Here is a 24,975-nt window from a genome sequence, read left to right as displayed (position 1 = left end):
CGCGCGTGCGGCGCATCATTCGAGGGATCAGAAGGCGCGGCGCGCGGGCCGCGAGCGTTCAGGCGCGTACGTCACTCTATTTGCCGCGATTTCGGGCATATCGTCGGGGATATGGATGAAAAGCGGCGCGCGTGCATGCAACAAAGCGAAACGGGTAGGCGGGTCGCATCGAGACTATGAGAGCTATCTTAACCGAAACTTAAGCCGACCCCGTTTTAATGCTTTTGTACGAAGTTTTAGCGTAGTTGCATGCCAATCGCGAAAATTCAGTGCTTTTCCAGCTCGATCGCCTTGGCGTAGCCGGTCAATTCCAGATAGCCCCGCCCCTTCGCGCCGTCTCCGCTCAGCGTCACCGCGCCTTCCCAGTACAGCGCGCCGGTGGAATCGCGCGAATCGAGTTCCTGATCGTCGATCAACGGAGTGAGCCGCCATTGCATGCCGCCGATGCGCACGTTCATCGCGACGGGATAGACCGTATTCGTGCGCGGCGAGCGCCACTGGCGTTGCGGCGTGAATTCGACGTCGCCCGGGCCGAATTGCCGCGCGCGGCCTTCGCGATCGCGCAACGCGGCGTGCGCCCAGACCGCCCGGCCGTCGCGGGCGCGAACCTTGAAGGCCATCAACGCGGAGCCGTCGTCGAGATTCGCGCCGAGCCAGTCCCAGCCCGCCGCATCGGACGACAGCAGCGTGCTCGACCATTCGTGATCGAGCCACGCGCGGCCTGTCACATCGACGCTCGCGTTCGCCGTGCCCGATGCCGATGGCCGCACCACGCTGCCCGTCACCTTGAGTTGCGGCTCGCTGTAGTAATAGCTCGCCTGTTCCGGCGACGGACCCTTGCGCGAATAGCCCTGCTCGCCCTGGATCATCGGCGGCTGCGTCGGCGTGAAGGCGAGATGGAGCGCGAAGCCGGCCGCATCGGCGACGACCGCATAGCTGCCGTCCGCCGCGCGCGTCATGCGCCACGCGTCGAGCTTGACCTCGGTGTTGCCTTCCTTCGCGTAAGCCAGCCCGAAGCCCTGCCGCGCGATGTTCTGATCATGCACGAGCCGTCCGTACGCGGGATCCGACAGCGCCGCGTGCGCGATGATCAGCTGCGACGGATCGAACGCGCTCGCGCCGGGCTTCGTGCCCGTGTTCGAGCGAAAGAACGTGATCTGGAAACCGAGCGGCTGGTGATCCGGCGTGTCGAGCCAGCCGGTCGCGTACCACCATTCGGTGCGATACGGCGGATGCGCGCCGCTGTCCGCCGGCCAGTCGATGGCCCGTCCCGGCACGACGGGCGCGAACGCCGGTCCGCCCGCCAGCGCGGTCATCGACGAAAACAGCAACGCGAGCAGCAGGACGCGCATCACCAGTCCTCCCGCACGGCGCGCACCGCATCGACGGAAACGGCGCGCCGGCCCGACAGCACCGCCGTCGCGCACGATGACAGCAGCATCACGCATCCGATCACCGCGATCATCGTCCACGGCACATGCAGCGACATGCTCCAGTGAAACGACTGCGGATTCACGACGAACACGAGAATCAGGCTGATCGCGAAGCCGAGCGCACAGCCCATCGCGATGCCGAGCGCCGTGAGCCATCCCGCCTCCGACGCGAGCAACGCGAGAATCTGCGCGCGCGTCACGCCGACGTGCCGAAGCATGCCGAACTCCCGAGAGCGCGCGAGCGTCTGCATCGAGAATGTCGCGCCGACGCCGAACAGACCGATCACGATCGCCACCGCCTCCAGCAGATACGTCACGGCGAAGCTGCGATCGAAAATGGTCAGCGTGCGCGCGCGAATCTCGCCGGGCTGCGAGAACTCGAGCGCGCCGCCGAAGGGCAGCGTCCTGATCGCGTCGATAACCTGATTCGCGCTCGAACCCGCGCGCAGCGTGATGGCGATATCGGTGGCGGTCGCGTCGCCGGTGAGCCGCCGGTAATCGGCGATGCGGATTTGCAGCGCGCCCGTCTGCCGCACGTAGTCGCGCCAGATGCCCGCGACGACGAAGCGCTCGCCCGTGCCGCCCAAAGGCAGGCTCACGCGCTCGCCCACGCGATAGCCGTACAGGTCGGCCATCGCTTCCGAGGCCCACACCGGCGTCTCGTTTTCGCGCCATGCGGAAGGCGCCAGCACATCGCCAGTCATTTGCAGGGTCGCGCCGGGATCGGCGGCGTTCAATTCACGCGCGATCAACGCGACCGGCGGCTTCGCGGCATCGAGCGTCAGTTTCGACGCGCGCGTGAACGCCGCGTGCGCGACGCCGTCGGCCGAAGCGATCTGCTTCTGCTGGTCGGCGCTCAGGCCGCCCGTATCGCCGCTCGACGCCATCCGCACATAGAGATCCGCCGACAGCAGATGCGCGAGCCAGTCTTCGACGGACACGCGAAAGCTCGTCACCATGATCGCCATCGCGACGATCAGCGTGAAGCTCGACAGCACGCCGCCCATCGCGATCGACGCCTGCCCGGGCGCATTGGCGAGACGCGCGAGCGCGAGCGTCGCGATGGCGCCGCGCGGTTTCATCGCGCCGCGAAACACGATCGCGGTGAGACGCGGCATCAACGCGATGCCGCCGACGAGCAGCAGCGCCACGGCCAGATAGCCGGCGACGGGCGCATCGAAGACGGGCGGCGCCTGCGTCAGCGCCGCGCCGCCCGCGAGGCACGCGAGCGCGGGCCACGGCGTGCCGAGCGGCGTGAGCGCGGCTTCCTCGCTGCCCGCCTTCAACGCGGGCGCGGGCCGCGCGCGCGCCGCCTCGAGCGCGGGAACCAGCGTGCCCGCGAGCGCGACGCCCAGGCCCAGCGCGAGAAAAATCGCGCTGGCGAGCGGCTCGAACGCGACACGCGGTTCGACGCCCGGAAAATATCCGCCGCCGAGATCGCTGCCGAAGAAACGCAGCGCGAGCGCCGCGACCGTGAAGCCGAGCGCGATGCCGAGCAAGCCGCCCGCGACGCCCAGAAGCGCGCCTTCGAGCATGATCTGCCGCACGAGCGACGCGCGCGTCATGCCGAGCACGCGCAACATCGCGAATTGCGCGCGGCGGCGCACGACGCCCGCGGCCTGCGTCGAGAAGACGAGAAACGCGCCGGTGAAGAGCGCGACGAGCGCGAGCACGTTCATATTGATGCGATACGCGCGCGACAGGCGATCCGTACGGCTTTCGATGTCCTGCGTCCGGGTCACGACGAGCCGCCCGCCCAGTTCGCGTTGCAGCGTCTGTCGAAAGACATCGCGATCGATGCCGCGCGCGAGCTGCAGATCGATGCGCGACAGCTTGCCCGTCATGCCGAAGCGGTTCTGCACGGCGGCGATGTCCATCACGGCGATACGCTGCCCGGCTCGCGTGCGCGCGATGCCGCCCGCGACGCGCAGCGACACCCGCGCCGTGCCGCTCTGCAATTCGACCGGCCCGCCGTCGCGCGCGCCGAGCCAGGTCAGCGCCGCGGGCGACAGAAAAATGGCGTCACCGGCCAGCACATCGAGCGATGCTTCCGGCGACGGCACGCCGGTCAGATCCGGCGCGATGCGCTTCGCGCGGAACACGTCGATGCCGAGCACCTTGAGCGGCGCATTCTTGCCGGGCACGGCGGCGTCGACTTCGAGCACCGGACTCGCGACCGCGACACCCGGATGCATCGCGAGCCGCGGATAGAGGTTCTCGTCGATGAAAGGCTGCGCGCCGCGCACCTGCAGATCCGCTTGTCCCGAGAGACTGCGCGCGGCAGCCGAAAACTCGGTGAACGCCGCGCCGTTGATGAGTTGCACCGCATAGCCGAGCCCGACGCCGAGCGCGATCGTCAGCACGGCGACCAGCGCGCGTCCGCGATGACTGCGCCATTGCGCGCCGAGCAGCCAGCGCGTGAGCGTGTCGAACGTTGCGCGCGTGGTGGCGGTATCGCTCATCGTGCGAGCGTCGCGGCGTGCAAGGCGCCGTCGCTCAGAATCACGACGCGATCCGCGAATGCGGCCGCCGCTTCCGAGTGCGTGACCATCACGGTCGCGGCGCGCGTCGCCTTCGTTTCCGCGCGCAGCAATTCGAGCACTTCGTGCGCGGTCTGGGGATCGAGATTGCCGGTGGGTTCATCGGCGAGAAGCAGGCGCGGCCGATGCACCAGCGCCCGCGCAATCGCCACGCGCTGCAATTCGCCGCCGGAAAGCTCGCGCGGCATGTCGTCGCCGCGTCCGTCGAGACCGACCGCCGCGAGCATCGCGCGCGCCGGCGCGGGCGGCATGCCGTTCAGCAGCAGCGGCACCGCGACGTTCTGATAGAGCGTCAGATGCGGCAGAACGTGAAACGCCTGAAACACGAAGCCGAGCTTTTGCCGGCGCAGGCGCGTGGCGGCGTCGTCGGACAGTGTGGAAATCGATGCGCCGTCGATCAGCACGTCGCCGCTGTCGGCTTGATCTAGGCCCGCGATCAGATTGAGCAGCGTCGATTTGCCGACGCCCGAATCGCCCATGACCGCGACGAACTCGCCCGCGCCGAGCGCGAAGTCGAGCGCGTCGAGCACGATGCGGCCGCTGCCGTACTTCTTGGTGAGGCGGCGGCATTCGAGAGCGGGAGAAACGTCCGGATCGGCGGGTCGCATGGCGCAATGTCGTGGTTCGGGTTGTCGCAAGCATTGTGCCGAAGTCGCGCGCATTCGGCCCAAAACGACCGGGCGCGGGTTATCCCCTAGGCGTTTTGCATTGACTTGAATCGCCACGGAAATCAAACTGTGATCACATATCAAACATCAAATATCTGCAAGGACATGCCCGTGGCGCCCCGACCCGCATCGCAACCCATTCCGCAACTCGAAGTCATTGCCACGGAGACAATGGCGACGAAGGTATACCAGCAACTACGCGAAGCGATCATGAGCGGCAGTTTCGCCGCTGGCCAGCCGCTCAGTCTGCGCGGCGTTGCGGAAGCCGTCGGCCTGTCGACCATGCCCGTGCGCGCCGCGCTCACGCGTTTGCGCGCGGAAGGCGCGCTCGTCGACGGCCCGTCGCGCGGTCTCATGGTGCCGCCGATGACGCTCGATTTGCTCGAAGAACTGCGCGACGTGCGCATCGCGCTCGAAGGTTGTGTCGTCGAACGCGCGGCCGCGCGAATGACCGACGACGACGTCGCCGCCGTGCAGCGCATTTTCGACGAAATGGATGCCCACGTCGAAGCCGACGATGCGCGCGCTTATCTGCGCTGCAACTTCGCGTTCCACACGTGCATCTACCGGCACGGCGCAAGCGAGATGACGCTCGCGACGATCCAGAACATGTGGATGCGCATCGGCCCGTTCCTGAACATGGTCGCGCCCGACGTGGCGCACATGCGCGTGTCGATGCAGGCGCACCGGCAAATCATCGACGCGCTGTGGAAGCACGACGGCGCGGCCGCGCGCGAAGGCATCGCGAAGGACATTCGCGACGCGGCGCGCGATCTCGAAGCGAATCTGCGCTCGCAGGAAACGCGCACGCTGCGTCAGGCGCAGCGCTGAGCAGCCAAGGCGCGCGGCACGCGCCTTCGACAGGATTATCAGTATGACTAATCGCTTTAGCGAGGACCTCGCACGTCCCGCAAAACATAACCAGAAAGGAGTCTAACGATGGATTTCATGAAACTGCTCACCCCGCGTGCGGGCCTGCGCGTGCTGATCACGGGCGGCGCATCGGGCATCGGGCTTGCCATCGCGAAGGCGTTCGTGTCGACAGGCGCGCGCGTGCATGTCTGCGATGTCGACCCGAAAGCGATCGACGCGGTATCGACCGTTTCGCCGTCGATCACCGGCACGCGTGCGGACGTCGCGAGCCAGGCCGACGTGAAGCGCGTCTTCGAAGACGTGAAGCGCGAGCTCGGCGGACTCGATGTGCTGATCAACAACGCGGGCATCGCGGGACCGACGGGCGGCATCGACGCGATCGATTCCGCCGATTGGGAAAAGACCATCGACGTGAATCTGAACAGCCAGTACTACTTCTCCCGCGAAGCGGTGCCGATGCTGCGCGAGGCGACCGACGGCGGCGTGATCGTGTTCATGTCGTCGGTGGCGGGACGGCTCGGCTACGGCTTTCGCACGCCGTATTCCGCGACGAAGTGGGCCGTCGTCGGTCTCGCGAAGAGTCTCGCGATCGAGCTCGGCCCCGACAACATCCGCGTGAACGCTGTGCAGCCGGGCATCGTCAAGGGACCGCGCATGGAAGGCGTGATCGCCGCGCGCGCGAAGCAGCTCGACATCAGCTACGAAGAAATGGAGAAGCAATATCTCGCGAAGATTTCGCTTCGCCGAATGGTCACGCAAGAGGAAATCGCCGCGAGCGTGCTGTATCTCAGCTCGCCCGCCGGCAGCGCGATTTCAGGGCAGGCGCTCTCCGTCTGCGGCAACGTCGAAACGCTTTGAGCAAGGAAAGGAACATGGCAACGAAACGCAAGGTCATCATCACGTGCGCGCCGACGGGCGCGATCCATACACCGTCGATGTCGCCGTATCTGCCGGTCACGCCCGACCAGATCGCCGATGCCGCGCTGGCGGCGGCGAAGGAAGGCGCGGCGATCCTGCATCTGCACGCGCGCGATCCCGAAGACGGACGCCCCACGCAGGACCCCGCCGTATTCCAGCGTTTTTTGCCGCGCATCAAGTCGGAAACGGACGCGGTCATCAATCTGACGACGGGCGGAAGCCCGCACATGACCGTCGCCGAACGTCTGAAGCCCGCGCATCACTTTCAGCCGGAAGTGGCGTCGCTGAACATGGGCTCGATGAACTTCGGTCTCTATCCGATGCTCGAGCGCTTCACCGATCTGAAGCACGACTGGGAACGCCAGCATCTGGAAAAAAGCCGCGATCTCGTGTTCAAGAACACCTTCGCGGATATCGAGTACATCCTGACTTCGTGCTCGGCCAACGGCACGCGCTTCGAGTTCGAGTGCTACGACATTTCGCATCTGTATAACCTCGCGCACTTCGTCGATCGCGGGCTCGTCAAGGGACCGTTCTTCGTGCAGAGCGTGTTCGGCCTGCTGGGCGGCATCGGCGCGCATCCCGAAGATCTGGCTCACATGAAGCGCACCGCGGATCGTCTCTTCGGCGACGACTACGTCTGGTCGATCCTCGGCGCGGGCCGCAACCAGATTCCGCTCGGCTCGATCGGGCTCGCGCAGGGATCGAATGTGCGCGTGGGACTCGAAGACTCGCTGTGGATCGGGCCGGGTCAGCTCGCCGAATCGAGCGCGGCGCAGGTTCGCAAGATCCGGCAAGTGATCGAAGGCTTGTCGCTCGAGATCGCGACGCCCGCCGAAGCGCGCCGGATGTTGTCGCTCAAGGGCGGCGACAACGTGAACTTCTGACCGTTCGATGCGCGCCGTGCATGCGGCGCGCGAGCACCCTTCACCCCATTAGAAATACAACGCCTACGGAGACATACCTTGTCCAAGCCCGACACGACGAGCGTCGCGCAGCGCGCATCGCTCAACAGCCTGCTGCTGCGCAAGCTGATGCCCTTGCTGGTGATCGTCTATGTGATCAGCTTCCTCGACCGCACGAATATCGCGCTCGCTAAGCATTCGATGAGCATCGATCTCGGCATCTCCGCCGCCGCGTACGGACTCGGCGCGGGTCTGTTCTTCCTGACCTACGCGGCCTTCGAGATTCCGAGCAACCTGATCATGCACAAGGTCGGCGCGCGCTTCTGGATCACGCGCATCATGGTGACGTGGGGCGCGCTGTCCGTCGCGATGGCCTTCGTCTCCGGCGAGACGTCGTTCTACGTGATGCGTCTGTTGCTCGGCGCGGCCGAAGCCGGTCTCTTTCCCGGCGTGATGCTCTACCTCACATACTGGTTCGGCCGTGAGGAACGCGCCCGCGCCACCGGCTACTTTCTGCTCGGCGTGTGCCTGGCGAACATCGTCGGCGGTCCGCTCGGCGGCGCGCTGCTCGAACTCGACGGCCGGCTCGGCTTTCACGGCTGGCAATGGCTCTTCGTGATCGAGGGCCTGCCCGCGATCCTGCTCGCCTTCGTCGTGTGGAAGATGCTGCCGGACCGGCCGACGAGCGCGCCGTGGCTGTCGCGCGATGAAGCGCTCGCGCTGGAGCGCCGTCTCGCCGCCGAACAGGATGCGCAAGGCGGCGGCCACGGCGCGGGCGCATTGCGCAGCGTCATCGGCGATCGTCAGGTGTGGCTCGCGATTCTCGTCTACTTCTGCCATCAACTGACGATCTACACGGTGATCTTCTTCCTGCCGGGCATCATCGGCAAATCGGGGCATTTCTCGCCGCTGACGATCGGTCTGCTCACCGCGACGCCGTGGGTCGCCGCCGCGATCGGCGCGGCCACGCTGCCGCGTTTCGCGAGCGATTCGTCGAAGAGCCGCCGCATCCTGATCGCCGGGCTCGTCATCATGGCGTCGGGCATGCTGATCGCGGCATGGGCGTCGCCGGTGATCGGCCTGCTCGGCGTATGCCTGTCGGCGCTGATGTTCTTCGTCGTGCAGTCGATCATCTTCACGTTCCCGCAATCGCGTCTGTCGGGCAGCGCGCTCGCGGGCGGCCTCGGCCTCGTCAACTCGTGCGGTCTGCTGGGCGGCTTCGTCGGACCGACGGTGATGGGCATCATCGAGCAGACCACCGGCCGCGCGATGAACGGGCTCGTGTGTCTCGCGGTCGCGCTCCTGATCGCGGCCGTGTGCAGCACGCGCCTGCGTCACGGCAACGAGCAACGCGCCGAAGACAAGCGCGGCGTGATGTCGAACGCCTGAACTCCCGGCGCGTCGTTCGGCCCGCGCGCGCGGCATCAATCGCCGAGCAGGCCGAACACCATGACGCCCGTCTTCGTGCCCACGTAGACCTTGCCGTTCGCGATCGTCGGCGAGATGAACTTGTTGTTGCCGAACTGATCGCGCGTGCCCGCCTGATTGCTGTTGTAGAGCTCGATGGCGAGGTTGCTCGCGTCATAGGCATGCAGCACGGCAGTGGGCGTGGTGTTCTCCACGCCCCATACGATGCCGTTCGTATCGCCGTTCGCGGAAATGACCGGCGCCAGGCCCGGAAAATTCCAGTTGCCCGCCGGGCTCGTCGTCTGGCTCGACGCGGCCGTCGCCACCACTGCGTTCACGACCGGCAGCGCCTTGAGGTGATCGCCCGCCGGGCCGACATAGATCGTGTTGTTGTAGAACGCGGGCGCGGTGAACATCGGGCCGGTGATCGTCGAATAGAGCGGCTGATAGATGTGATCGGCGTTCGAATCGAACTTGCCCATTGAGTCGCGGTTCACGACGTAGAGCACGCGCGTCTTGCCGCCGCCTATCGCGAGATGCTGCACGTTGCCGTCGATATCGGTGACATCGGGCAAGACCAGCACGCCGCCCGAGCCGAGGTCCAGATCCTGGCTCGATTCCACCACGGTGTTCGACGGCTCGAAGTAATCGGACACCTGAAGCGCCAGCGTGGAACTCGGCGTCACCTTGAGAAAGCCGTTGCCGAAGTCGTTCTTGATGGGCATCTCCTGCGCGTTGATGGTCGCGTCGAAGGTGCCGTTGCCGTCGAGGAAATAGATCGACGCGCCATCCGACGCGAGGCCCGCGCCGCCCATCCAGATGCCGCCCATCTCGCCGTTCGGCGTGACGTTGACGATGCCCGTCTGCTTCAGCGTATCCGCGCTATAGCCGATCAGCCAGCCGGTGTAAGGCAGCGCGTCGCAATGCGAGCTCCATGCCGTATAGACCACGCCGTTCAGCAGCAACAGCGATGCGCGCTCGATGTACTGGCCGGGCGTGAACGGCACGACGCCGTTCACGCTGCCCGATCCGGTGCCGGGGTACGAGCCGGTGATTTCCGAAGGACCGCCGAACAGCTCGGCGCCCGTCGCGATGTCGATCGCGTGAAGGCGCTGGTGATAGGCGCCGCCGCTGTCCTTCGACATGCCGACGACATACATCACGCCGTTCGTCCCGCGCGAGCGATCGATGACCGGCGTCGCCGTAACGCCGATGGTCGGCGTGGTCTGGTCGCAGCCGTGATCGTCGCTCGGGACTTCGCCCGCGCCGAGGGTCGAGACGCGCCAGAGCCCGGCGCCGGTGTCGGCATCGAAGGCATAGACGCTCGCGTTCTCGGTCGCGACATACAGCACGTTATGCGTGCCGCCCGCGATCGGCACGTCCGCGAGAAACAGCGGCTGGGCATCGACGGCGCCATCGACGGTATAGAAGCCGAGCTTGCCGAACGTCGACGCATTGACGTTGTCGAGCGTGAGCGTGGTTTCCGCGAGTTGCTGCGCGGTGCGGCCGATGTCGTTGTGATACGTGGTGACGTCCATCGGATTCGAAGCGGACGGCCTGGTCGTCGCGGGAGCGCTCGAACCGGACGACGCGCTCGCTCCCGATGGCGCACTTGCACCGCTTGCGGACGACGCCGCCGACGAAGGGCTGGACGCCGCAGCAGGGCCGGATGCCGACGATGCGCCGCCCGACGTCGCGGCCGGATCGGAACCGGAGCTTCCTCCGCTGCATCCACCGACGATTGCTGCGACAGCGACTGCGATCACGCCAACCGATAAATGCCCTTTCATCTGTGGATCTCCGTTTCAGGAGGGGCCGGCCCCGGTGCCTTGCGATTATTGTCTGCGGTGGCTTAAAACGGGAACAGAACGTCGGGCGGCGGCTAGGCTTCGGCGGAATGGTCGGTTGACCGTGTGTATGCGTACGACGAATGTCATCGAGCACGCGTCTCTTACCGCCTGAAGATCGGAACGCGTCGAAATTACCCTCCAGGCGCTTACTTTATCTTCGGAAAAACACGGACGATCGGGCAGGAAGCGTCGACTCGCGAGCAGGACTGCAACCGAAACGAAAGGCACAGTGACGGCTCAGGACAGGGCCCGGTGTCATAGCGATATTTCTCAGTGAAGGTCTTGCCCGGTTCCGAAGGTTATCGAGGTGAGACGCTGATGAAACGCTTGACCGCTCAGGTGATATGCCATCCGCTCGTCGCGCTCGCGGCGTTCTATGCAACCGATCTGTTGACCCGATCCGATGCCGGCCTCTCCGGCGCGATGTTCGTGCTCGCGGCGAGATCGATATCGAAATTCGTGCAAGCGCTGCGTAAGTCGGCGACCTGAGCCGCGCCCGATTCATCTGACTTAAGCAACCGGCTAAGAAAAGTAAAAAATCTTAAATCGCGTAAGACGACAAAAATTGAACGGTTAGGCTTATCGCTTACGGAATGTAGGTAATCCACAAGATTGCCGCACCGAGAAAACATAGAACCTGAGAGCGCGATGAACCTACCCAGCGACATGATCTACAAAGGGCACGTACTAAGCGCGAGCGCCGTATTCGACGACGACCGATACACGGCGATGCTCGTCATTCGTGATCCGGGCGGCACGCGCCGCTCGACCGGAATGCTCGGCGAATTCGCCAGCGGCAGCGGTGCGCTGCGCTATGCGTTCGCTTATGGCATGGCCGAAATCGACCATCGACAGTCTGCGCAGGACCCGCGCCATTTCGGTGGCGCGCGCATTCGCTAGCACGCTGAATCCCGGGCGCGCCGCGGCATGCGTGCCGCTCGCGCCTCCGATCCCTTCGACAGGTCAAATCCATGATCATCTATCATCGGGGAGCGGCTTTTCAGCCGTTCGCCAACCGTGTAGGCAACGCGTTCGTCGCAACCGCTTCGATTCTCGAAGAGGACGGCCATTCGACCTCGCTCGGCAATCTCGGCGCGTTCGCGAGCAAGGACGGCGCGCTCGGTTTCGCGGTGCGCTGCGCGACCGCTTTCATCGACGGTGACGAATTGCCGCTGCCGCCTTTCCAGATGACGCCGCAATAGCGCCGCAGCGCCCGACGTTGCATGCGCGCTCGCCCACTGCAACGATGACTCACGCCACCGAACCCGACGACGAACGCGCCGCGCTCCAAACCGACGCGTCTTTCCGTTTGCTGGTGGAAGCGGTCGAAGACTACGCGATCTTTCTGCTGGACACGCACGGCCGCGTCGCCACATGGAACAACGGCGCGCACCGGATCAAGGGCTATGAAGCGCGAGAGATCATCGGGCGTCATTTTTCCGTCTTCTATCCGCCCGACGACATCGCCGCGGGCAAGCCGCAGAACGAACTCGCGATCGCCACACGGGCCGGGCGCGTGGAAGACGAAGGCTGGCGCATTCGTAAGGATTCGAGCCGCTTCTGGGCGAACGTCGTCATCACCGCGCTGCGCGACGCAAAGGGCGATCTGATCGGCTTCGCGAAGGTCACGCGCGATGTGACCGACCGGGTGCGGCTCGCGGAACTGCAGCATGCGCGCGAATTGTCCGCGCATGTGCAGAGCGCGCTGGAAAACGAGCGCGCGTCGATCGCCCGCGAATTGCACGACGATCTCGGCCAGCAGTTCGCCGCGCTGAAGATGCAGTTGTCGGCACTCACGCCCAGCGCGCAGGACGCGCGCTTCGTACAGCAGGCGCTCACGCAGATCGATACGATCATCGGCTCGCTGCGGCGCATCGCCGCGGGCCTGCGCCCGCCCGTGCTCGACGACCTCGGGTTGTTCGCCGCGATCGACTGGCTAGTCTGCGATTTTCGCCGCCGCTACGATCTGACGATCGATCTGGATATCGAAGGCGAGGAAGAGGGATTCGATACGGCCGCGTCCACTTCGGTCTTCCGGCTGGTGCAGGAAGCGCTCACGAACATCGTGCGCCACGCGCAAGCCGGCGAAGTGCGCATCGGGATCGTCTGCGCGCAGTCGCGCTGCAAGCTGACGATCGAAGACGACGGCTGCGGCGCCGATGTCACGCGTCCGCGCGCCACCGGCACCTTCGGCCTGCTCGGCATGGGCGAGCGCGTGCGTCAGCTGGGCGGCGTCATCGAGTTTCACAGCGCGCACGGCGAGGGCTTTCGCATTCTCGTGGACCTTCCGTTGAACCCGTCCGCCAAAGACGGCTGAGCTCAACACCTGCGAGGCGCGCATGTTCGAGAAGATTCGAGGGCGACAGCGCCGACCTGTTTTCGCGGTGGATCAGCGCGACCGACAGCCCGGCCGCAGAGGGCCGGCCGTGATCGCCGCGCGCGACCGGAAAGTCCGGAATCTCGATCAGGCGCGGCTCGACGAACTCTGAGCGCGCGCCTCGCGGAAGCGGAAGAAGCCGCTGCGCAGCATCACCGACGTGCCGCCGACCCGGCTCAGCACCTGCTCGGCGGCGCCTTCGATCGACGAGCGATGGCTCTCGAAAGCCTGCTGCAGGTCTTCCTCCCGCCATGACGCGGCGCCGAAGTGATCCTCCAGCGCTTCAGCCGAAATGGTGCATGCGATGCGCTCGCCGTCGGCGAAGGCGGCGAACGTGAGCGACGGAACATCGCCCTGATAGACAGGCGCCTGACTCGGAAACGTGATGATCATGCCGATACCTCGTGGAGCGTTGATCGGGGTGGTTCGACGCGAAGCACATATCCCTTAAGTCTTGGTCAACGTTTTATCCCGCGTATTGATCTGGATCAAAGTGGATCGGGCAGGCTTCGCTGAGCCAGCAGCCGCACGGCCTCGTCGAAGGTGTCGCGCATCGCCACGCTCGGATCGCGGTCCGTATTGCGCGGCACCGTGACCTGCTCGAAATCGCGCGTGAGCAGGACGAGCTGCGCGTCGAAGACGGGTTGTCCCGCGCCGTCGAGCCACGCCTTGATCGTGAGCCTGCAATCGACGATATCGCTCGCGACGCCCGCGAGCCGCACGAGCTCGACGCCCGCTTCGCGCTCGATCGCGCTCGATCCGGCGAAACCGAGGTAGGCAATCTGCATTCCGAGGCCCATGCGATTGTTCTCCTTCTCAGGCCGATGCCGATGGGCCGGACTTCACATGTCGTTCACGGCGCTCTTCGCACGCGCGAGCAGCACCGGGCATGTCGAACGTCTGATGAAAGCTTCCGCAACGCTGCCGAGCGCGAGCCTCTGCAATCCGGACCGCCCGTGCGTGCCCATGACGACGAGATCCGCGGGCATATGCACGACACGTCGTTGCAAGCATTTCGCGACCGTATCGGTCACGTTGCGCGTTTCGGCGAGTTCCGTTTCGCACTCGATGCCCGCATCGATCACGCGCGCGTACGCGACGTCCAGCGCGTGGCCGGCCTCCTCGCGAACGCTCACGCGATGCTGCGACGGGTACGACGAAAGCGCGGCCCCGTCGACCACGTAGACGATGTACACCTTGGCGCGCGCGCCGATGCGGATCGCTTCGTCGAGCGCGCGTTGCGAGCACTCGCTGCCATCGAACGCAACCATGATATTTCGGTACATCGTGTTTCCGGCCTGCACGGCTTCCCGCTCCGGCCGCTCCCTTTGGACTGTCTGAGCGCACGCATGGCGCGCGATCTGGATGAACGCCCCACTCTATCGCGACGCTCGCGGCGTCCGTTGACCTGAGTCAAGCCCATGCGCGAATGCCCGCGAGGCCGGGTTCCGTTGACTTGAGTCAAGCGGATCGCGGCGGGATCTCCTTAGACTCGGAGCGCATCCATTCTCAGCGGACTCGAGGAGTCATTCGATGAGCTACAAGACGATCCTCGTGCACCTCGATACGAGCGTGCGCGCCCATCCCCGTCTGGAGACCGCGTTGCAGCTCGCGAAGCGATTCGACGCGTATCTGATCGGCCTCTATGCGGTCTTCGAACCGAACGCGCGCGCCTTCAACGTGATGGCGGGCAGCGCCGGCTACTACGAGGTGCAGGCGGCCATGCGCCGCGAGCGCGCGGGCGCGCTGGAACGGCTCTTTCACGCGGAACTGACGCGCGCGGGCGTATCGGGCGAATGGCTCGCGCCGGGCGAGCCGGCGGATCGCGCGGTGCCGCATCATGCGCGCTGCGCCGATCTCGTGGTCGCGGGCCAGGACGATCCCGGCGATCCCGAGTCGTATATCGGCGAGAGCTTTCGCGAGCATCTGATCATGTCCGCCGGACGCCCGGTGCTGCTGATGCCCTACACCGGCTTCTTCGCCACGGTGGGGCAGGTTCCGATGATCGCGTGGGACGGCGGGCGCGAAGCGGCGCGCGCCGTTCACGACGCGTTGCCGTTGCTGAAGGCGGCCGGGCGCGCGAGCATCGTCACGGTCGATACGAAAGCGGACGACGCGGGCCCACGCATCGCGAGCGCCGATATCGCCGCTTGCATCGCGCGGCATGGCGTGGAAGTCGAGATGGTGTCGAGCGTGAGCGACGCCCAAGCCTCGGCCGGCGACATGCTGCTGTCGCGCGCGTCCGATCTCGGCGCGGATCTCGTCGTGATGGGCGGCTACGGCCACACGCGCTTGCGCGAACTCGTGCTCGGCGGCGCGACGCGCACGTTTCTCGAATCGATGACCGTGCCTGTGCTGATGTCGCATTGATACGGCCCCGGCACACCGAGTACGATGGAAACAACCGATCAACCAATCCGGGAGACGCCATGAACGCGGTGTGCCCGCTGCACGGGCCGACGACCATCATCCGCACGAACGCATACGGTTTTCCGGTCTATGCGTGCTGCTGCGACGACGTGCCTTATGTCACGCCGCCCGACGCATGCACGAGGGCGCCGACGCAACGCGGCGCCCCGTCCGAGTCGCAAAAGCCACGGCGACCGGAATCCGCGAACGAATGAACGCGGGGCGCGTGCGCCATCAGGCCGGATCGGCGGCGGCCACGGCGATGGCATCCGTTTTGGAACGGCGCGCATCGATCAGGCAGACCGCGAGCATCGCGATCACGCCGGGAATGGCAATGGCGATGAAGTTCTGCTGAAGCGGCAGGGCCTGGCTCACGAGGAAGCCGATGACGATAGGCGCGAGAATCGCCCCGCTGCGCCCGATGCCCGACGCCCAGCCGATGCCCGTCGATCGAATGGCGATCGGATAGAACTGTCCGGCGAACGCGTAGGTCACGATCTGCGTGCCGATCGTCGACGCGCCGGCCAGGCCGACCAGGAAGAACAGCACGCCGAGCGGAACCTTCACGCCGAGGAGGCCGATGGATACGGCCGCGAGCGCATACATCGCGATCAAAACGTACTTGATGTTGAAGCGGTCGGCGAGCCAGCCTCCGCCAATCGCGCCGATCATCGCGCCGAAGTTCAGCACGAGCACGAACGTGAGCGCCGAGCCGAGGCTATGTCCGGCGCCCGCCATGAGTTTCGTCAGCCATGAACTCAGCGCGTAGACCATGAACAGGCACATGAAGAAGGCGATCCACAGCATGACGGTGCTCAGGCCGCGTCCTTCCGCGAAGAGTCTCGCGATCGGCGAGCCGGGCGCGGCTTCACGGTCGGACAGGGAAAAGCTATCGGCCGGTTGCGGCACGTACCCGGAATCGACGCGCGGAAGAATCGCTTTAAGGCTCTCCGAGCGCTTGTTGCGAACCAGGAACGCCAGCGATTCGGGCATGTACTTCAGGATGACGGGCGCGAGCAGCGCCGGCAAGCCCGCGGCGATGAACACGGATTGCCAGCCATAGCGCTCGATCATCGCTTTGCCGACGAGCGCCGCGATCATGCCGCCGACGGAATATCCGCTGAACATCACCGTCACCATGGTGCTGCGGACCTTGCGCGGCGAATACTCGGTCATTTGCGCCACGACATTCGGCATCACGCCGCCGATGCCCAGTCCCGCCAGGAAGCGCGCAATGCCGAAGATCACGGGATCTCGCGTAAGCCCCGCTGCCGCCGTGAACACGCTGAACAGCAGCAGACAAATGACGATCGCGCGCACGCGGCCGATCCGGTCGGCAATCGTTCCGAGACCTACGGCGCCGAGCATCATGCCGAGCAAGGCGGAGCTGACCATGAATCCGGCGCTCGTCGGCTGAACGCCCATGTCGCTCATGATCGACGGAAGCGCGATTCCGACGACGGCGAGATCGTATCCATCGAAAATGATGATGAGCGCGCACCAGAAAAGAAGCAGCAAATGGAATTTGCCGATCCGGGCATCGTCGCATAGCTTTTGCACGTCTATTTGCCGCATGATGTCTCCATTGATGTAGGACTTGCTTTGAATCCGCGTATTTCTTCTTCGATCGATTCGACGGCTCGATGAACGCGCGCGTTCTCCTTGCTGCGTCGGAAACGCAGCGAGGCCGGGACGTGTCGATGAGTTTTTTTTGCGTTGACGGAACTGCGTTGACGTACTTGCGTATTACGACGGGCTTGCCGTCAATACGGCCACTGCCTTGATTTCGACGATATAGCCGGCCGCACCGCCGAGCATATGCGCGCCCACCGCGGTCCAGGCCGGCAGCGGATGCGTGTTGAGATAGCGGTCGCGCACCTGCATGAACAACGGCAGATCGCGCATGTCGGTGTGAAACGTCGTCACGTCGACGACATCGCTCAATGAAGCGCCCGCCGCTTCCAGCACGAGCTTCAGGTTCTCGAAGGCCTGCACGATCTGCGCTTCGCGCCCTTCGACCAGTTGCATCGCGGCATCGCGGCCGATCTGCCCGGACACGTATATCGTATTGCCGGCCTTGACGGCGGGCGCATAACGAATCTTCTCGTACACCGCCTCCATTCCGGCGGGAACGATAGCTTTGCGATCACTCATAAAATGCGTCTCCCGCGAAATCAACCGTTGTCGCCGCCGGCGACCGGCAATACCGCGCCGGTGATATAGCTCGCTTCATCCGATGCGAGGAACAGGATCGGCGCGATCTGTTCGTCGAGCGTGCCGTAGCGCTTGAGGAAGGTCGATTCGGTGACCTGCTTCACCGCTTCGCCCATCCAGATCTTTTCCTGTTCGCTATCGCCGCCCGCATTGCGCGGCACGCGTCGCGGGGGCGCTTCGGTTCCACCCGGCGCGGCGGCGACCACGCGGATGTTGCGCTCGCCGTATTCCATCGCCAGTGCCTGGGTCATCGCGTTGACGCCGCCCTTCGCGGCCGAGTACGGCACCCGCCGAATGCCGCGCGTCGCGTTCGACGACACGTTCACGATGGTCCCGCGACCGCGTTCGAGCATATGCGGCAACACCGCATGGCACGCGTACAGCGTGGGCATCAGCGAACGGCGAATCTCGGCGTCGATCTGCGCGGGCTCGAACTCCGCATATGGACGCATGCGGATCGCGCCGCCGACGCCGTTGACGAGAATATCGATGCCGCCGAACGTGCGCGCGGCGAAAGCCATCGCCGCTGCCGCGCCCTCGTAAGTCTCCAGATCCGCGACGAAGCCTGCCGTCTGCGCACCCTGCGCTTCCCTCGCTACATCGGCGACGAAGTCCGCGCGATCGACGAACAGCACTTTCGCTCCCTCGGCGGCCGCGCGCAACGCCACGCCGCGCCCGATGCCCTGCGCCGCGCCGGTGACGATCATCACCTTGCCGGCAAATCGTTGTGTGCTCATGCGGTCACCGGCGCGGCGTTGGGAGTGAACTTCTCGTAGTGGAAGCTGTTGGGCTTCACGCCGTTGTCGTCGAAGTGCTTGCGCACCGCATCGACCATCGGCGGCGGGCCGCAGAGATAGACATCGACATCGCCGTCATTCAGCGATTCGGCCGGCATATGCTGCGTCACCCAGCCCTTGCGCGGATGGTTCGAATCCGCATCGGCGACGACGGTGCTGAACGTGAAGTTCGGCAGCTTCGCCGTGAAGGCTTCGATGGCTTCGACCTGCACGAGATCGAGATCGCGCGTCACGCCATAGATCAGGTGAATCTTCTGCCGCGAGTTCGTGCGCGCGAGCACTTCGAGCATCGACAGGAACGGCGCGAGGCCCGTGCCGCCCGCGAGCATCAGCAACGGACGCTCCACCGCGCGCAGATAGAAGCTGCCGAGCGGCCCGGTCAGCTCCACCGTGTTGCCCGTCTGCGCGGATTCGAGCCATGTGCTCATCACGCCACCGGGAATCTTTTTGATGAGGAAGCTGATCTTCGTCGCACCGGGCGCCGACGAGAACGAATACGAACGATGCTGACCGCTGCCCGGCACATCGATATTCACGTACTGGCCCGGCAGGAACACCGGCGCGGGCGTGGCGGCATCCACGTCCAGTTCGAGCACGACGGCTGCATCGTTGTGCGGCTCGATCTTCGTGACCGTCGCGGCGAACTTGCTTTGCGCGGTCTTGCACGCCGTGGACGATGCCGGAACCGCGATCACGCAATCGCTCGACGGCACCATCTGGCAGGTGAGCACGAGACCGCTTTCCTTCTCGTCGTCGGAGAGCGCGTCTTCTATGTAGTCGTCGCCGAGATCGTAGTTGCCGCTTTCGGCGCGGCACTTGCAGGTGCCGCACACGCCGTCGGAGCAATCCATCGGCAGATTGATCTTGGCGCGAAAGGCGGCGTCGAGAACCTTCTCGCCGGCCTTGCATTCGACGAAACGCGTCACGCCGTCTTCAAAATTCAGTGCAATGTTGTAGCTGGACATGTTGCCTCCTACTTCCTGTCTCGTCACCGTGGGCGTCAGACGTGATAGACGTCGAGCACCTGACGGATATAGTCGTTCTTCAGCACAATCTTCTTGTGCGAAATCACCAGAATGTCGTCGACCTTTCTCAGCGTCACGAAGATCGTGCCGAAGAAATGGTCGGTGATCTTGTAGCGATGATTGAGCGTGTCGAAGTTGTAGCGCACGTCGACTTCGTTCTCGCGCTCGGCCAGCACTTCCACGTTGGTCACGTTGTGGCTCGTGCGCGGCTCGGGCATCGAAGCGCCGCTGCGCTCGGTCTTGATGCGGAACACGCGATCTTCGAGGCCGCCGCGATCCGGGTAGTACATCAGCGAGATCTGGCTTTCGTGATCGTCGGTGATCTGATCGTCGTCATCCCATGCGGGCATCCAGTACGTGACGTCTTCCGCATAGCAACCGAGCCACTCGTCCCACTGACGATCATCGAGCAGGCGCGCTTCGCGATACAGCGTCGCGCAGATTTTCAGGTAATCGAAGCTCATGACCGTGCCTCTCCTTGTTCCTTCTTCAGCGCATCGCGCATCACGTTCACCCAGTATTCGTGCTGGACGACGAAGAGACCTTCGTCTTCGCTGCGCTCGCCCGAGATGAGCGGCTCGATGCCCATGTTCTTCGCGTTTTCGTCGGGGCCGTGAACCCACAGCGGCGCGCCGCGCGACAGGTCGTTCCACATCGCCGTGATGCCCGCATAACCCGACTGGCACGCGCGGAATTCTTCCAGGTCGTCGCTCGTGCCCATGCCGGACACGTTGAAGAAGTCTTCGTACTGACGGATGCGCGTCGCGCGATCCTCCGCGCTTTCGCCCTTCGGCGCGAAGCAGAAAATGCTGACCTCGGTCTTGTCGACGCCGAGCGGACGCACCACGCGAATCTGCGTGCTGAACTGATCCATCAGGAACACGTTCGGATAGAGGCACAGATTGCGCGTCTGATTCACGATGTAATCAGCCTGCACTTCACCGACGCGCGCCTTGATCTCTTCACGATGCTGATACACGGGCCGCACTTCCGGATTCATCGTCTTGGTCCACAACAGGATGTGGCCATGATCGAAGCCATACACGCCCGCGACCGACTTGCTCCAGCTGTTCGCATCGACGGCCTTGGTGCCTTCGACCTTGCGGCGGCCCATCGTCGCGGCGTAGTTCCAGTGGACGGTGCTGACGTGATAGCCGTCGCAGCCGTTCTCCATCTGCATCTTCCAGTTGCCGTCGTAGATGTACGACGAATTGCCGCGCAGCACTTCGAGCCCGTCGGGCGCCTGATCGACGATCTGATCGATGATGATCTTCGTCTCGCCGAGATAGTCTTCGAGCGGCATCGAATCGGCATTGAGGCTGCCGAACAGGAAGCCGCGATAGTTCTGAAAGCGCGGCACGCGGCGCAGATCGTGCGAGCCGTGCGTATTGAATTGAATCGGATACTCGGTGGTCTTCTCGTCCTTCACCTTGAGCAGCTTGCCGGTGTTGGAGAACGTCCAGCCATGGAACGGGCACGTGAAGCTGCCCTTGTTGCCATGCTTGCGGCGGCACAGCATCGCGCCCTTGTGGGCACATGCGTTGATGACCGCGTGCAGCTCGCCGGTCTTGTCACGCGTGATGACGATGGGCTGGCGGCCGATCCACGTCGTGTAGTAATCGTTGTTGTTCGGGATCTGGCTTTCGTGCGCGAGATACACCCAGTTGCTCTCGAAGATGTGCTTCATCTCGAGATCGAACAGATCGGCGTTCGTGAAGATGTCGCGGCGGCAGCGGAAGACGCCGCTCTCCTTGTCGTCCTGGACGGCGTTTTGCAGCAGTTCGTCGAGCTGCGTGGCTTTGTCGGTGATGGCGGACATATGAGTTCTCCCTATGCGCGTTCCGGCGACGGAGCGCATGCATCGGTGTCGAATGAGTCGTGCGGTGATTCGGGCGACGGCAGGCTTGCCGCCGCCAGTGCGTGATTACGCCGTGAGGGAAGCGCGCGGTCGATGGACGATCTGGTTGTCCTTGCCTTCCACGAGCGGAGTCAGGCGGATGTCGAACTCGATTTCCCGGTACGCGTCGGTCTTCAAGCCGAGCGCCTTGCCACCCGTTTTTTCGACGACATGCGGAACCAGTTCTTCGCGGGTCGCGTAGGCGAAGTCATCCCAGATCAGCGGATCGCCTTCGATGTTGATCTGCGTGGTCAGCTTGCGATGCTTGTCGCTGGTCGCGAAGAAGTGCACGTGCGCCGGGCGGTTGCCATGACGCGCGAGCGCGTTCAGCAGTTGCTGCGTCGCGCCCTGCGGCGGGCAGCCGTAACCCACGGGCATCAGCGTGCGGAATTCGTACGTGCCGTCGGCGCCCGTCTTCACCGCGCCGCGCAGATTGAAGTCGCTTTGCGCGCCCGTCGGATCGAAGTGCGAGTAGAAGCCCTTCGAGTTGGCGTGCCAGCATTCGACCACCGCATTCGCGACGGGCTTGCCGTCGGGGCCGGTGACCGTGCCGCGAATGACGAGCGGACCGGCGGCGTCATCGGCGTCGAGGTCGATCTTCGACACGCCGTCGCGCACCGGCGCACCCGCCACATACAACGGGCCTTCGATGGTGCGCGGCGTGCCGCCGTGGATATCCGCCTCGCGGTCTTCGGCATCCATGCGGATGTCGAGATACTTTTCCAGTCCGAGGCCCGCGGCGAGCAGCGCGGCTTCGCCGTCCTGACCGAGCTTGTTGAAGTAAGTGACGCCGGCCCAGATTTCATCGGGCGTCATGTCGAGGTCGTCGATCGCCTTGAACAAGTCGCTCAACAGGCGATGCGTAATCTCCTTGGCGCGAGCACTGCCGTCCTGACTTCCGAGGTTGGCAGCGGCCTTCAGCAGGTCCTGCACTTCCTTCGTATCGAACACTTTGATGCTCATGTCTGCTCCTGAATCTCGCAATTTTCTGGTGGGGTTAACCCTTGCTTCAGCACCGGTGTAGATATGCTCGGAAGGTATAGTCGGGTGTTGAAACAGAGCGTGAAGGCAGGATAATGGACGCAAACAAGCCCAGTCCAACACTGATTTAGTATCGGGCCATATCCAGGAGGTATTGAATGGAGCTGCGACACCTGCGCTACTTCGTGGCGGTGGCGGAAGAACGAAACTTCACGCGCGCGGCCGAGCGGCTGCATATCGCGCAACCGCCACTGAGCCGGCAGATACAGCAGCTCGAAGAAACGCTCGGCGTGCAGCTTTTCGAACGCAACTCACGTCCGCTCAAGCTCACCGAGACCGGCAAGTTCTTTTATTCGCATGCGGTGCAGTTACTCGCGCAGACCGCCGAGCTCGAATCGATGACGCGGCGCGTGGGGAATATCGAGCGCAGTCTGTCGGTGGGATTCGTCGGCTCGACCTTGTACGGCATGTTGCCGAAGATCATCCGGCGCTTTCGCGACGAAAACGCGACGGTCGAGCTGAGTCTGCACGAAATGTCGACGATGGACCAGATCCGCGCGCTCAAGGACGGCCGCATCGATGTCGGCTTCGGGCGCATTCGTCATGAGGATGCCAACATCCGCCGCGTGATCCTGCGCGAAGAGCAACTGATCGTCGCGTTGCCGATCGGGCATCCGCTTTCGCTCGCGAAGCCGGTTCTCTCGCTGCGCGATCTCATCAACGAGACGCTGATCATCTTCCCTAAGGCGCCGCGCCCGAGCTATGCCGATCAGGTGCTGTCGGCGTTTCAGGATCGCGCGCTCGCGCCACGCAAGATCTATGAGGTGCGCGAACTGCAGATCGCGCTGGGTCTCGTCGCGGCGGGCGAAGGCATTTCCGTCGTGCCGAGCAGCGTCTACGGCCTGAAGCGCGACGACGTGAGCTACAAGGAACTGGACGATCCGACGCTCGTTTCGCCGATCATCATGAGCATGCGCGCGCTCGACGAATCGCGCGACATCAAGGAAATGCTCGAGCTGATCTACCGGCTGTACGAGGAAGAAAAGATCGCCTATACGCCGCGCACGGATCGCGGTCGCTGAACAAGCCATACCTGGCGGGTATGACACTAGACGCTAACGGTGTTGGACAGGCGGCTAATGGGCACGCAATATCTCAACAACCCATCCATTCCGACATTTCAGGTATGAACGCCCAAATCACCTCCGTCGAAGCGATCCTGGTCGATCTCCCGACCATCCGCGCGCATCAGCTCGCGATGGCGACGATGCAGCAGCAAACCCTCGTCATCGTCCGTCTGCGCACGAGCGACGGCATCGAGGGCATTGGCGAAGCCACGACGATCGGCGGCTTGTCTTACGGCGATGAAAGCCCCGAAGGCATCAAGCTGACCATCGATACTTACCTTGCGCCCGCGCTCATCGGGCAGGACGCGGCCAACATCAACGCCGCGATGCTCAGGCTGAACAAGGTCGCGCGCGGCAACCGCTTCGCGAAGTGCGCGCTCGAAACGGCGCTGCTCGATGCGCAGGGCAAGCGCCTCGACGTGCCGGTGTCGGAATTGCTCGGCGGCGCCGTGCGCAAGACGCTGCCGGTGCTCTGGACGCTCGCGAGCGGCGATACCCAGCGCGATATCGAAGAAGCCGAAATGCTGCTCGCCGAGCGCCGTCACAACACGTTCAAGCTGAAGATCGGCCGGCGCAGCGTACGCGACGACGTCGCGCATGTGTCGAAGATCAAGGCCGCGCTCGGCGATCGCGCCAGGGTGACCGTCGATGTGAACCAGGCATGGAGCGAGACCGATGCGGCGCTCGGCATCGATGCGCTGCAGGCAGCGGGCATCGATCTCATCGAGCAGCCGACGCCGCGCGAGCAGCGCGGCGCGCTCGCGCGGCTCGCGTCGCGATTCATCGTGCCCATCATGGCCGACGAAGCGGTGACCGGCCCGGAAGACGCGCTCGAACTCGTGCGCCACGCATGCGCCGATGTCTTCGCGCTGAAGATCGCGAAGTCCGGCGGCATCTACGGCATGATGCGCACGGCCGCCATCGCCGATGCGGCGGGTGTTTCCCTGTACGGGGGCACGATGCTCGAAGGCAGCATCGGCTCGATTGCATCGGCGCACGGATTCAGCGCGCTGCCGCAACTCGCGTGGGGCACGGAGCTGTTCGGGCCGCTCCTGCTGAAGGACGACATCGTCACGGCCCGCCCGCAATACCGCGACTTCGATCTGCATATGCCGGAAGGTCCGGGCCTCGGTCTCCAGATCGACGAAGACAAGCTTGCGTTCTATCGTCGCGACAAGCGCGCCTGATTGCCCACACTCAACACCCGATCGAGGAAACCATGCTTTATCTCGTAAGAATGGACGTCCATCTGCCGCACGACATGCCCGCCGCCCAGGCCGATGAAATCAAGGCCCGCGAGAAGGAATACTCGCAAGCGCTGCAACGCCAAGGCAAATGGCAGCAGTTGCATCGCGTCGTCGGCGAGTATGCGAACTACAGCGTCTTCGATGTCGACTCGCACGACGAGCTGCACACCATCCTCTCGGGCCTGCCCTTGTTTCCGTACATGACGATGCAGGTGACCGCGCTCGCGCATCATCCGTCGTCCATTCGCTGAAACGGCGAAAGGGTCTCATGAAGCGCGACACGGAACCGGCGTTGACGCCGCTCGCG

Annotated in this window: 28 protein-coding genes; 14 read left to right on the top strand and 14 right to left on the bottom strand. The window is 64.4% G+C overall.

The genetic code is table 11. The annotated features are described in order from the left end of the window. Positions 1 to 266 precede the first annotated feature (266 nt). The 3 genes from U4Y90_RS32870 to U4Y90_RS32860 are packed head-to-tail and all read right to left on the bottom strand — an operon-like array spanning position 267 to position 4,581. On the bottom strand, positions 267 to 1,352 hold the full coding sequence (locus U4Y90_RS32870; protein WP_321800988.1) for a lipocalin-like domain-containing protein: 1,086 nt from the start codon (positions 1,350 to 1,352) through the stop codon (positions 267 to 269). Then, entirely contained in the window at positions 1,352 to 3,895 is a 2,544-nt protein-coding gene (locus U4Y90_RS32865; RefSeq protein ID WP_321800986.1) for an FtsX-like permease family protein, read from the bottom strand. Before U4Y90_RS32865 ends, U4Y90_RS32870 begins: the two co-directional genes overlap by 1 nt. Beyond that, a complete protein-coding gene (locus U4Y90_RS32860) occupies positions 3,892 to 4,581 on the bottom strand; it encodes an ABC transporter ATP-binding protein (RefSeq protein WP_321800985.1) in 690 nt (229 codons plus the stop codon). Before U4Y90_RS32860 ends, U4Y90_RS32865 begins: the two co-directional genes overlap by 4 nt. 165 nt (positions 4,582 to 4,746) lie before the next feature. Between U4Y90_RS32860 and U4Y90_RS32855 the strand changes: the two genes are divergently transcribed. The 4 genes from U4Y90_RS32855 to U4Y90_RS32840 all read left to right on the top strand — a co-directional run bounded on the left by U4Y90_RS32855 (position 4,747) and on the right by U4Y90_RS32840 (position 8,726). Continuing rightward, complete coding sequence (locus U4Y90_RS32855) at positions 4,747 to 5,472, top strand: GntR family transcriptional regulator (protein ID WP_321801011.1); 726 nt, start codon at positions 4,747 to 4,749, stop codon at positions 5,470 to 5,472. 108 nt (positions 5,473 to 5,580) lie between these two features. After that, a complete protein-coding gene (locus tag U4Y90_RS32850) occupies positions 5,581 to 6,372 on the top strand; it encodes an SDR family oxidoreductase (RefSeq protein WP_321800983.1) in 792 nt (263 codons plus the stop codon). A gap of 14 nt (positions 6,373 to 6,386) precedes the next feature. Continuing rightward, on the top strand, positions 6,387 to 7,319 hold the full coding sequence (locus U4Y90_RS32845; protein ID WP_321800981.1) for a 3-keto-5-aminohexanoate cleavage protein: 933 nt from the start codon (positions 6,387 to 6,389) through the stop codon (positions 7,317 to 7,319). Positions 7,320 to 7,397: 78 nt separating this feature from the next. After that, positions 7,398 to 8,726, top strand: coding sequence for an MFS transporter (locus U4Y90_RS32840; protein WP_321800980.1), 1,329 nt, complete (start codon positions 7,398 to 7,400; stop codon positions 8,724 to 8,726). A 35-nt stretch (positions 8,727 to 8,761) separates the two neighbouring features. On the opposite strand, the gene U4Y90_RS32835 is transcribed toward U4Y90_RS32840, so the two are convergent. Beyond that, positions 8,762 to 10,534: a pyrrolo-quinoline quinone gene (locus tag U4Y90_RS32835; RefSeq protein ID WP_321800979.1), complete on the bottom strand. Its 1,773-nt coding sequence runs from the start codon at positions 10,532 to 10,534 to the stop codon at positions 8,762 to 8,764. A gap of 378 nt (positions 10,535 to 10,912) precedes the next feature. Between U4Y90_RS32835 and U4Y90_RS32830 the strand changes: the two genes are divergently transcribed. The 5 genes from U4Y90_RS32830 to U4Y90_RS32810 all read left to right on the top strand — a co-directional run bounded on the left by U4Y90_RS32830 (position 10,913) and on the right by U4Y90_RS32810 (position 13,083). Beyond that, positions 10,913 to 11,083 (top strand): hypothetical protein, encoded by a 171-nt coding sequence (locus tag U4Y90_RS32830; RefSeq protein WP_321800978.1) that lies wholly within the window; start codon positions 10,913 to 10,915, stop codon positions 11,081 to 11,083. Positions 11,084 to 11,242: 159 nt separating this feature from the next. After that, positions 11,243 to 11,494 (top strand): hypothetical protein, encoded by a 252-nt coding sequence (locus tag U4Y90_RS32825; protein WP_321800976.1) that lies wholly within the window; start codon positions 11,243 to 11,245, stop codon positions 11,492 to 11,494. Positions 11,495 to 11,565: 71 nt separating this feature from the next. Beyond that, positions 11,566 to 11,796: a hypothetical protein gene (locus U4Y90_RS32820; RefSeq protein WP_321800974.1), complete on the top strand. Its 231-nt coding sequence runs from the start codon at positions 11,566 to 11,568 to the stop codon at positions 11,794 to 11,796. Positions 11,797 to 11,840: 44 nt separating this feature from the next. Then, on the top strand, positions 11,841 to 12,911 hold the full coding sequence (locus U4Y90_RS32815; protein ID WP_321800972.1) for a PAS domain S-box protein: 1,071 nt from the start codon (positions 11,841 to 11,843) through the stop codon (positions 12,909 to 12,911). Positions 12,912 to 12,933: 22 nt separating this feature from the next. Then, positions 12,934 to 13,083, top strand: coding sequence for a hypothetical protein (locus tag U4Y90_RS32810; protein WP_321800971.1), 150 nt, complete (start codon positions 12,934 to 12,936; stop codon positions 13,081 to 13,083). On the opposite strand, the gene U4Y90_RS32805 is transcribed toward U4Y90_RS32810, so the two are convergent. The 3 genes from U4Y90_RS32805 to U4Y90_RS32795 form a co-directional block, all read right to left on the bottom strand. Then, complete coding sequence (locus U4Y90_RS32805) at positions 13,059 to 13,364, bottom strand: DUF1488 domain-containing protein (RefSeq protein WP_321800970.1); 306 nt, start codon at positions 13,362 to 13,364, stop codon at positions 13,059 to 13,061. The two genes, U4Y90_RS32810 and U4Y90_RS32805, sit on opposite strands and share 25 nt — an antisense overlap. Positions 13,365 to 13,459: 95 nt before the next feature. Further along, the gene (locus U4Y90_RS32800) at positions 13,460 to 13,771 is read right to left on the bottom strand and encodes a hypothetical protein (RefSeq protein WP_321800968.1); all 312 of its coding nucleotides are present in this window, start codon (positions 13,769 to 13,771) and stop codon (positions 13,460 to 13,462) included. Positions 13,772 to 13,813: 42 nt separating this feature from the next. Further along, positions 13,814 to 14,257 carry a universal stress protein gene (locus U4Y90_RS32795; RefSeq protein WP_321800967.1) on the bottom strand — a complete coding sequence of 148 codons (444 nt, stop codon included), beginning with the start codon at positions 14,255 to 14,257 and terminating at the stop codon, positions 13,814 to 13,816. A gap of 247 nt (positions 14,258 to 14,504) precedes the next feature. Here U4Y90_RS32795 and U4Y90_RS32790 point away from each other — a divergent pair, with 247 nt between their 5' ends. Next, complete coding sequence (locus tag U4Y90_RS32790) at positions 14,505 to 15,341, top strand: universal stress protein (RefSeq protein WP_321800965.1); 837 nt, start codon at positions 14,505 to 14,507, stop codon at positions 15,339 to 15,341. 59 nt (positions 15,342 to 15,400) lie between these two features. After that, a complete protein-coding gene (locus tag U4Y90_RS32785) occupies positions 15,401 to 15,595 on the top strand; it encodes a hypothetical protein (protein WP_321800963.1) in 195 nt (64 codons plus the stop codon). A 19-nt stretch (positions 15,596 to 15,614) separates the two neighbouring features. Here the strand turns inward: U4Y90_RS32785 and U4Y90_RS32780 are convergent, their stop codons facing one another. From U4Y90_RS32780 to catA, 7 genes are all read right to left on the bottom strand, one after another. Then, positions 15,615 to 16,955: an MFS transporter gene (locus U4Y90_RS32780; protein WP_321800962.1), complete on the bottom strand. Its 1,341-nt coding sequence runs from the start codon at positions 16,953 to 16,955 to the stop codon at positions 15,615 to 15,617. A gap of 171 nt (positions 16,956 to 17,126) precedes the next feature. After that, positions 17,127 to 17,534, bottom strand: coding sequence for a RidA family protein (locus tag U4Y90_RS32775; RefSeq protein WP_321800960.1), 408 nt, complete (start codon positions 17,532 to 17,534; stop codon positions 17,127 to 17,129). Between the two features lie 20 nt (positions 17,535 to 17,554). Beyond that, a complete protein-coding gene (benD, locus tag U4Y90_RS32770) occupies positions 17,555 to 18,331 on the bottom strand; it encodes a benzoate diol dehydrogenase BenD (protein ID WP_321800959.1) in 777 nt (258 codons plus the stop codon). After that, positions 18,328 to 19,356: a benzoate 1,2-dioxygenase electron transfer component BenC gene (benC, locus tag U4Y90_RS32765; protein ID WP_321800958.1), complete on the bottom strand. Its 1,029-nt coding sequence runs from the start codon at positions 19,354 to 19,356 to the stop codon at positions 18,328 to 18,330. The genes benD and benC overlap by 4 nt, the downstream gene beginning before the upstream one ends. A 35-nt stretch (positions 19,357 to 19,391) precedes the next feature. After that, positions 19,392 to 19,880 (bottom strand): benzoate 1,2-dioxygenase small subunit, encoded by a 489-nt coding sequence (gene benB, locus U4Y90_RS32760; RefSeq protein WP_321800956.1) that lies wholly within the window; start codon positions 19,878 to 19,880, stop codon positions 19,392 to 19,394. Then, the gene (locus tag U4Y90_RS32755; protein ID WP_321800954.1) at positions 19,877 to 21,235 is read right to left on the bottom strand and encodes a Rieske 2Fe-2S domain-containing protein; all 1,359 of its coding nucleotides are present in this window, start codon (positions 21,233 to 21,235) and stop codon (positions 19,877 to 19,879) included. Before U4Y90_RS32755 ends, benB begins: the two co-directional genes overlap by 4 nt. Before the next feature lie 105 nt (positions 21,236 to 21,340). Further along, on the bottom strand, positions 21,341 to 22,276 hold the full coding sequence (catA, locus tag U4Y90_RS32750; protein ID WP_321800952.1) for a catechol 1,2-dioxygenase: 936 nt from the start codon (positions 22,274 to 22,276) through the stop codon (positions 21,341 to 21,343). A gap of 176 nt (positions 22,277 to 22,452) precedes the next feature. Here catA and U4Y90_RS32745 point away from each other — a divergent pair, with 176 nt between their 5' ends. The 3 genes from U4Y90_RS32745 (at position 22,453) to catC (ending at position 24,919) form a co-directional block, all read left to right on the top strand. Next, positions 22,453 to 23,376, top strand: coding sequence for a LysR family transcriptional regulator (locus U4Y90_RS32745; protein WP_321800951.1), 924 nt, complete (start codon positions 22,453 to 22,455; stop codon positions 23,374 to 23,376). A 104-nt stretch (positions 23,377 to 23,480) separates the two neighbouring features. Further along, the gene (locus tag U4Y90_RS32740; protein ID WP_321800950.1) at positions 23,481 to 24,608 is read left to right on the top strand and encodes a muconate/chloromuconate family cycloisomerase; all 1,128 of its coding nucleotides are present in this window, start codon (positions 23,481 to 23,483) and stop codon (positions 24,606 to 24,608) included. Positions 24,609 to 24,640: 32 nt separating this feature from the next. After that, complete coding sequence (gene catC / locus U4Y90_RS32735) at positions 24,641 to 24,919, top strand: muconolactone Delta-isomerase (RefSeq protein WP_321800948.1); 279 nt, start codon at positions 24,641 to 24,643, stop codon at positions 24,917 to 24,919. Positions 24,920 to 24,975: the final 56 nt, after the last annotated feature.

This window comes from Caballeronia sp. J97 (assembly GCF_905220305.1).
Lineage (GTDB): Bacteria > Pseudomonadota > Gammaproteobacteria > Burkholderiales > Burkholderiaceae > Caballeronia.
The sequence above is the reverse complement of the archived record's forward strand: the minus strand, read 5'-3'. Positions and strand labels throughout refer to the sequence as shown.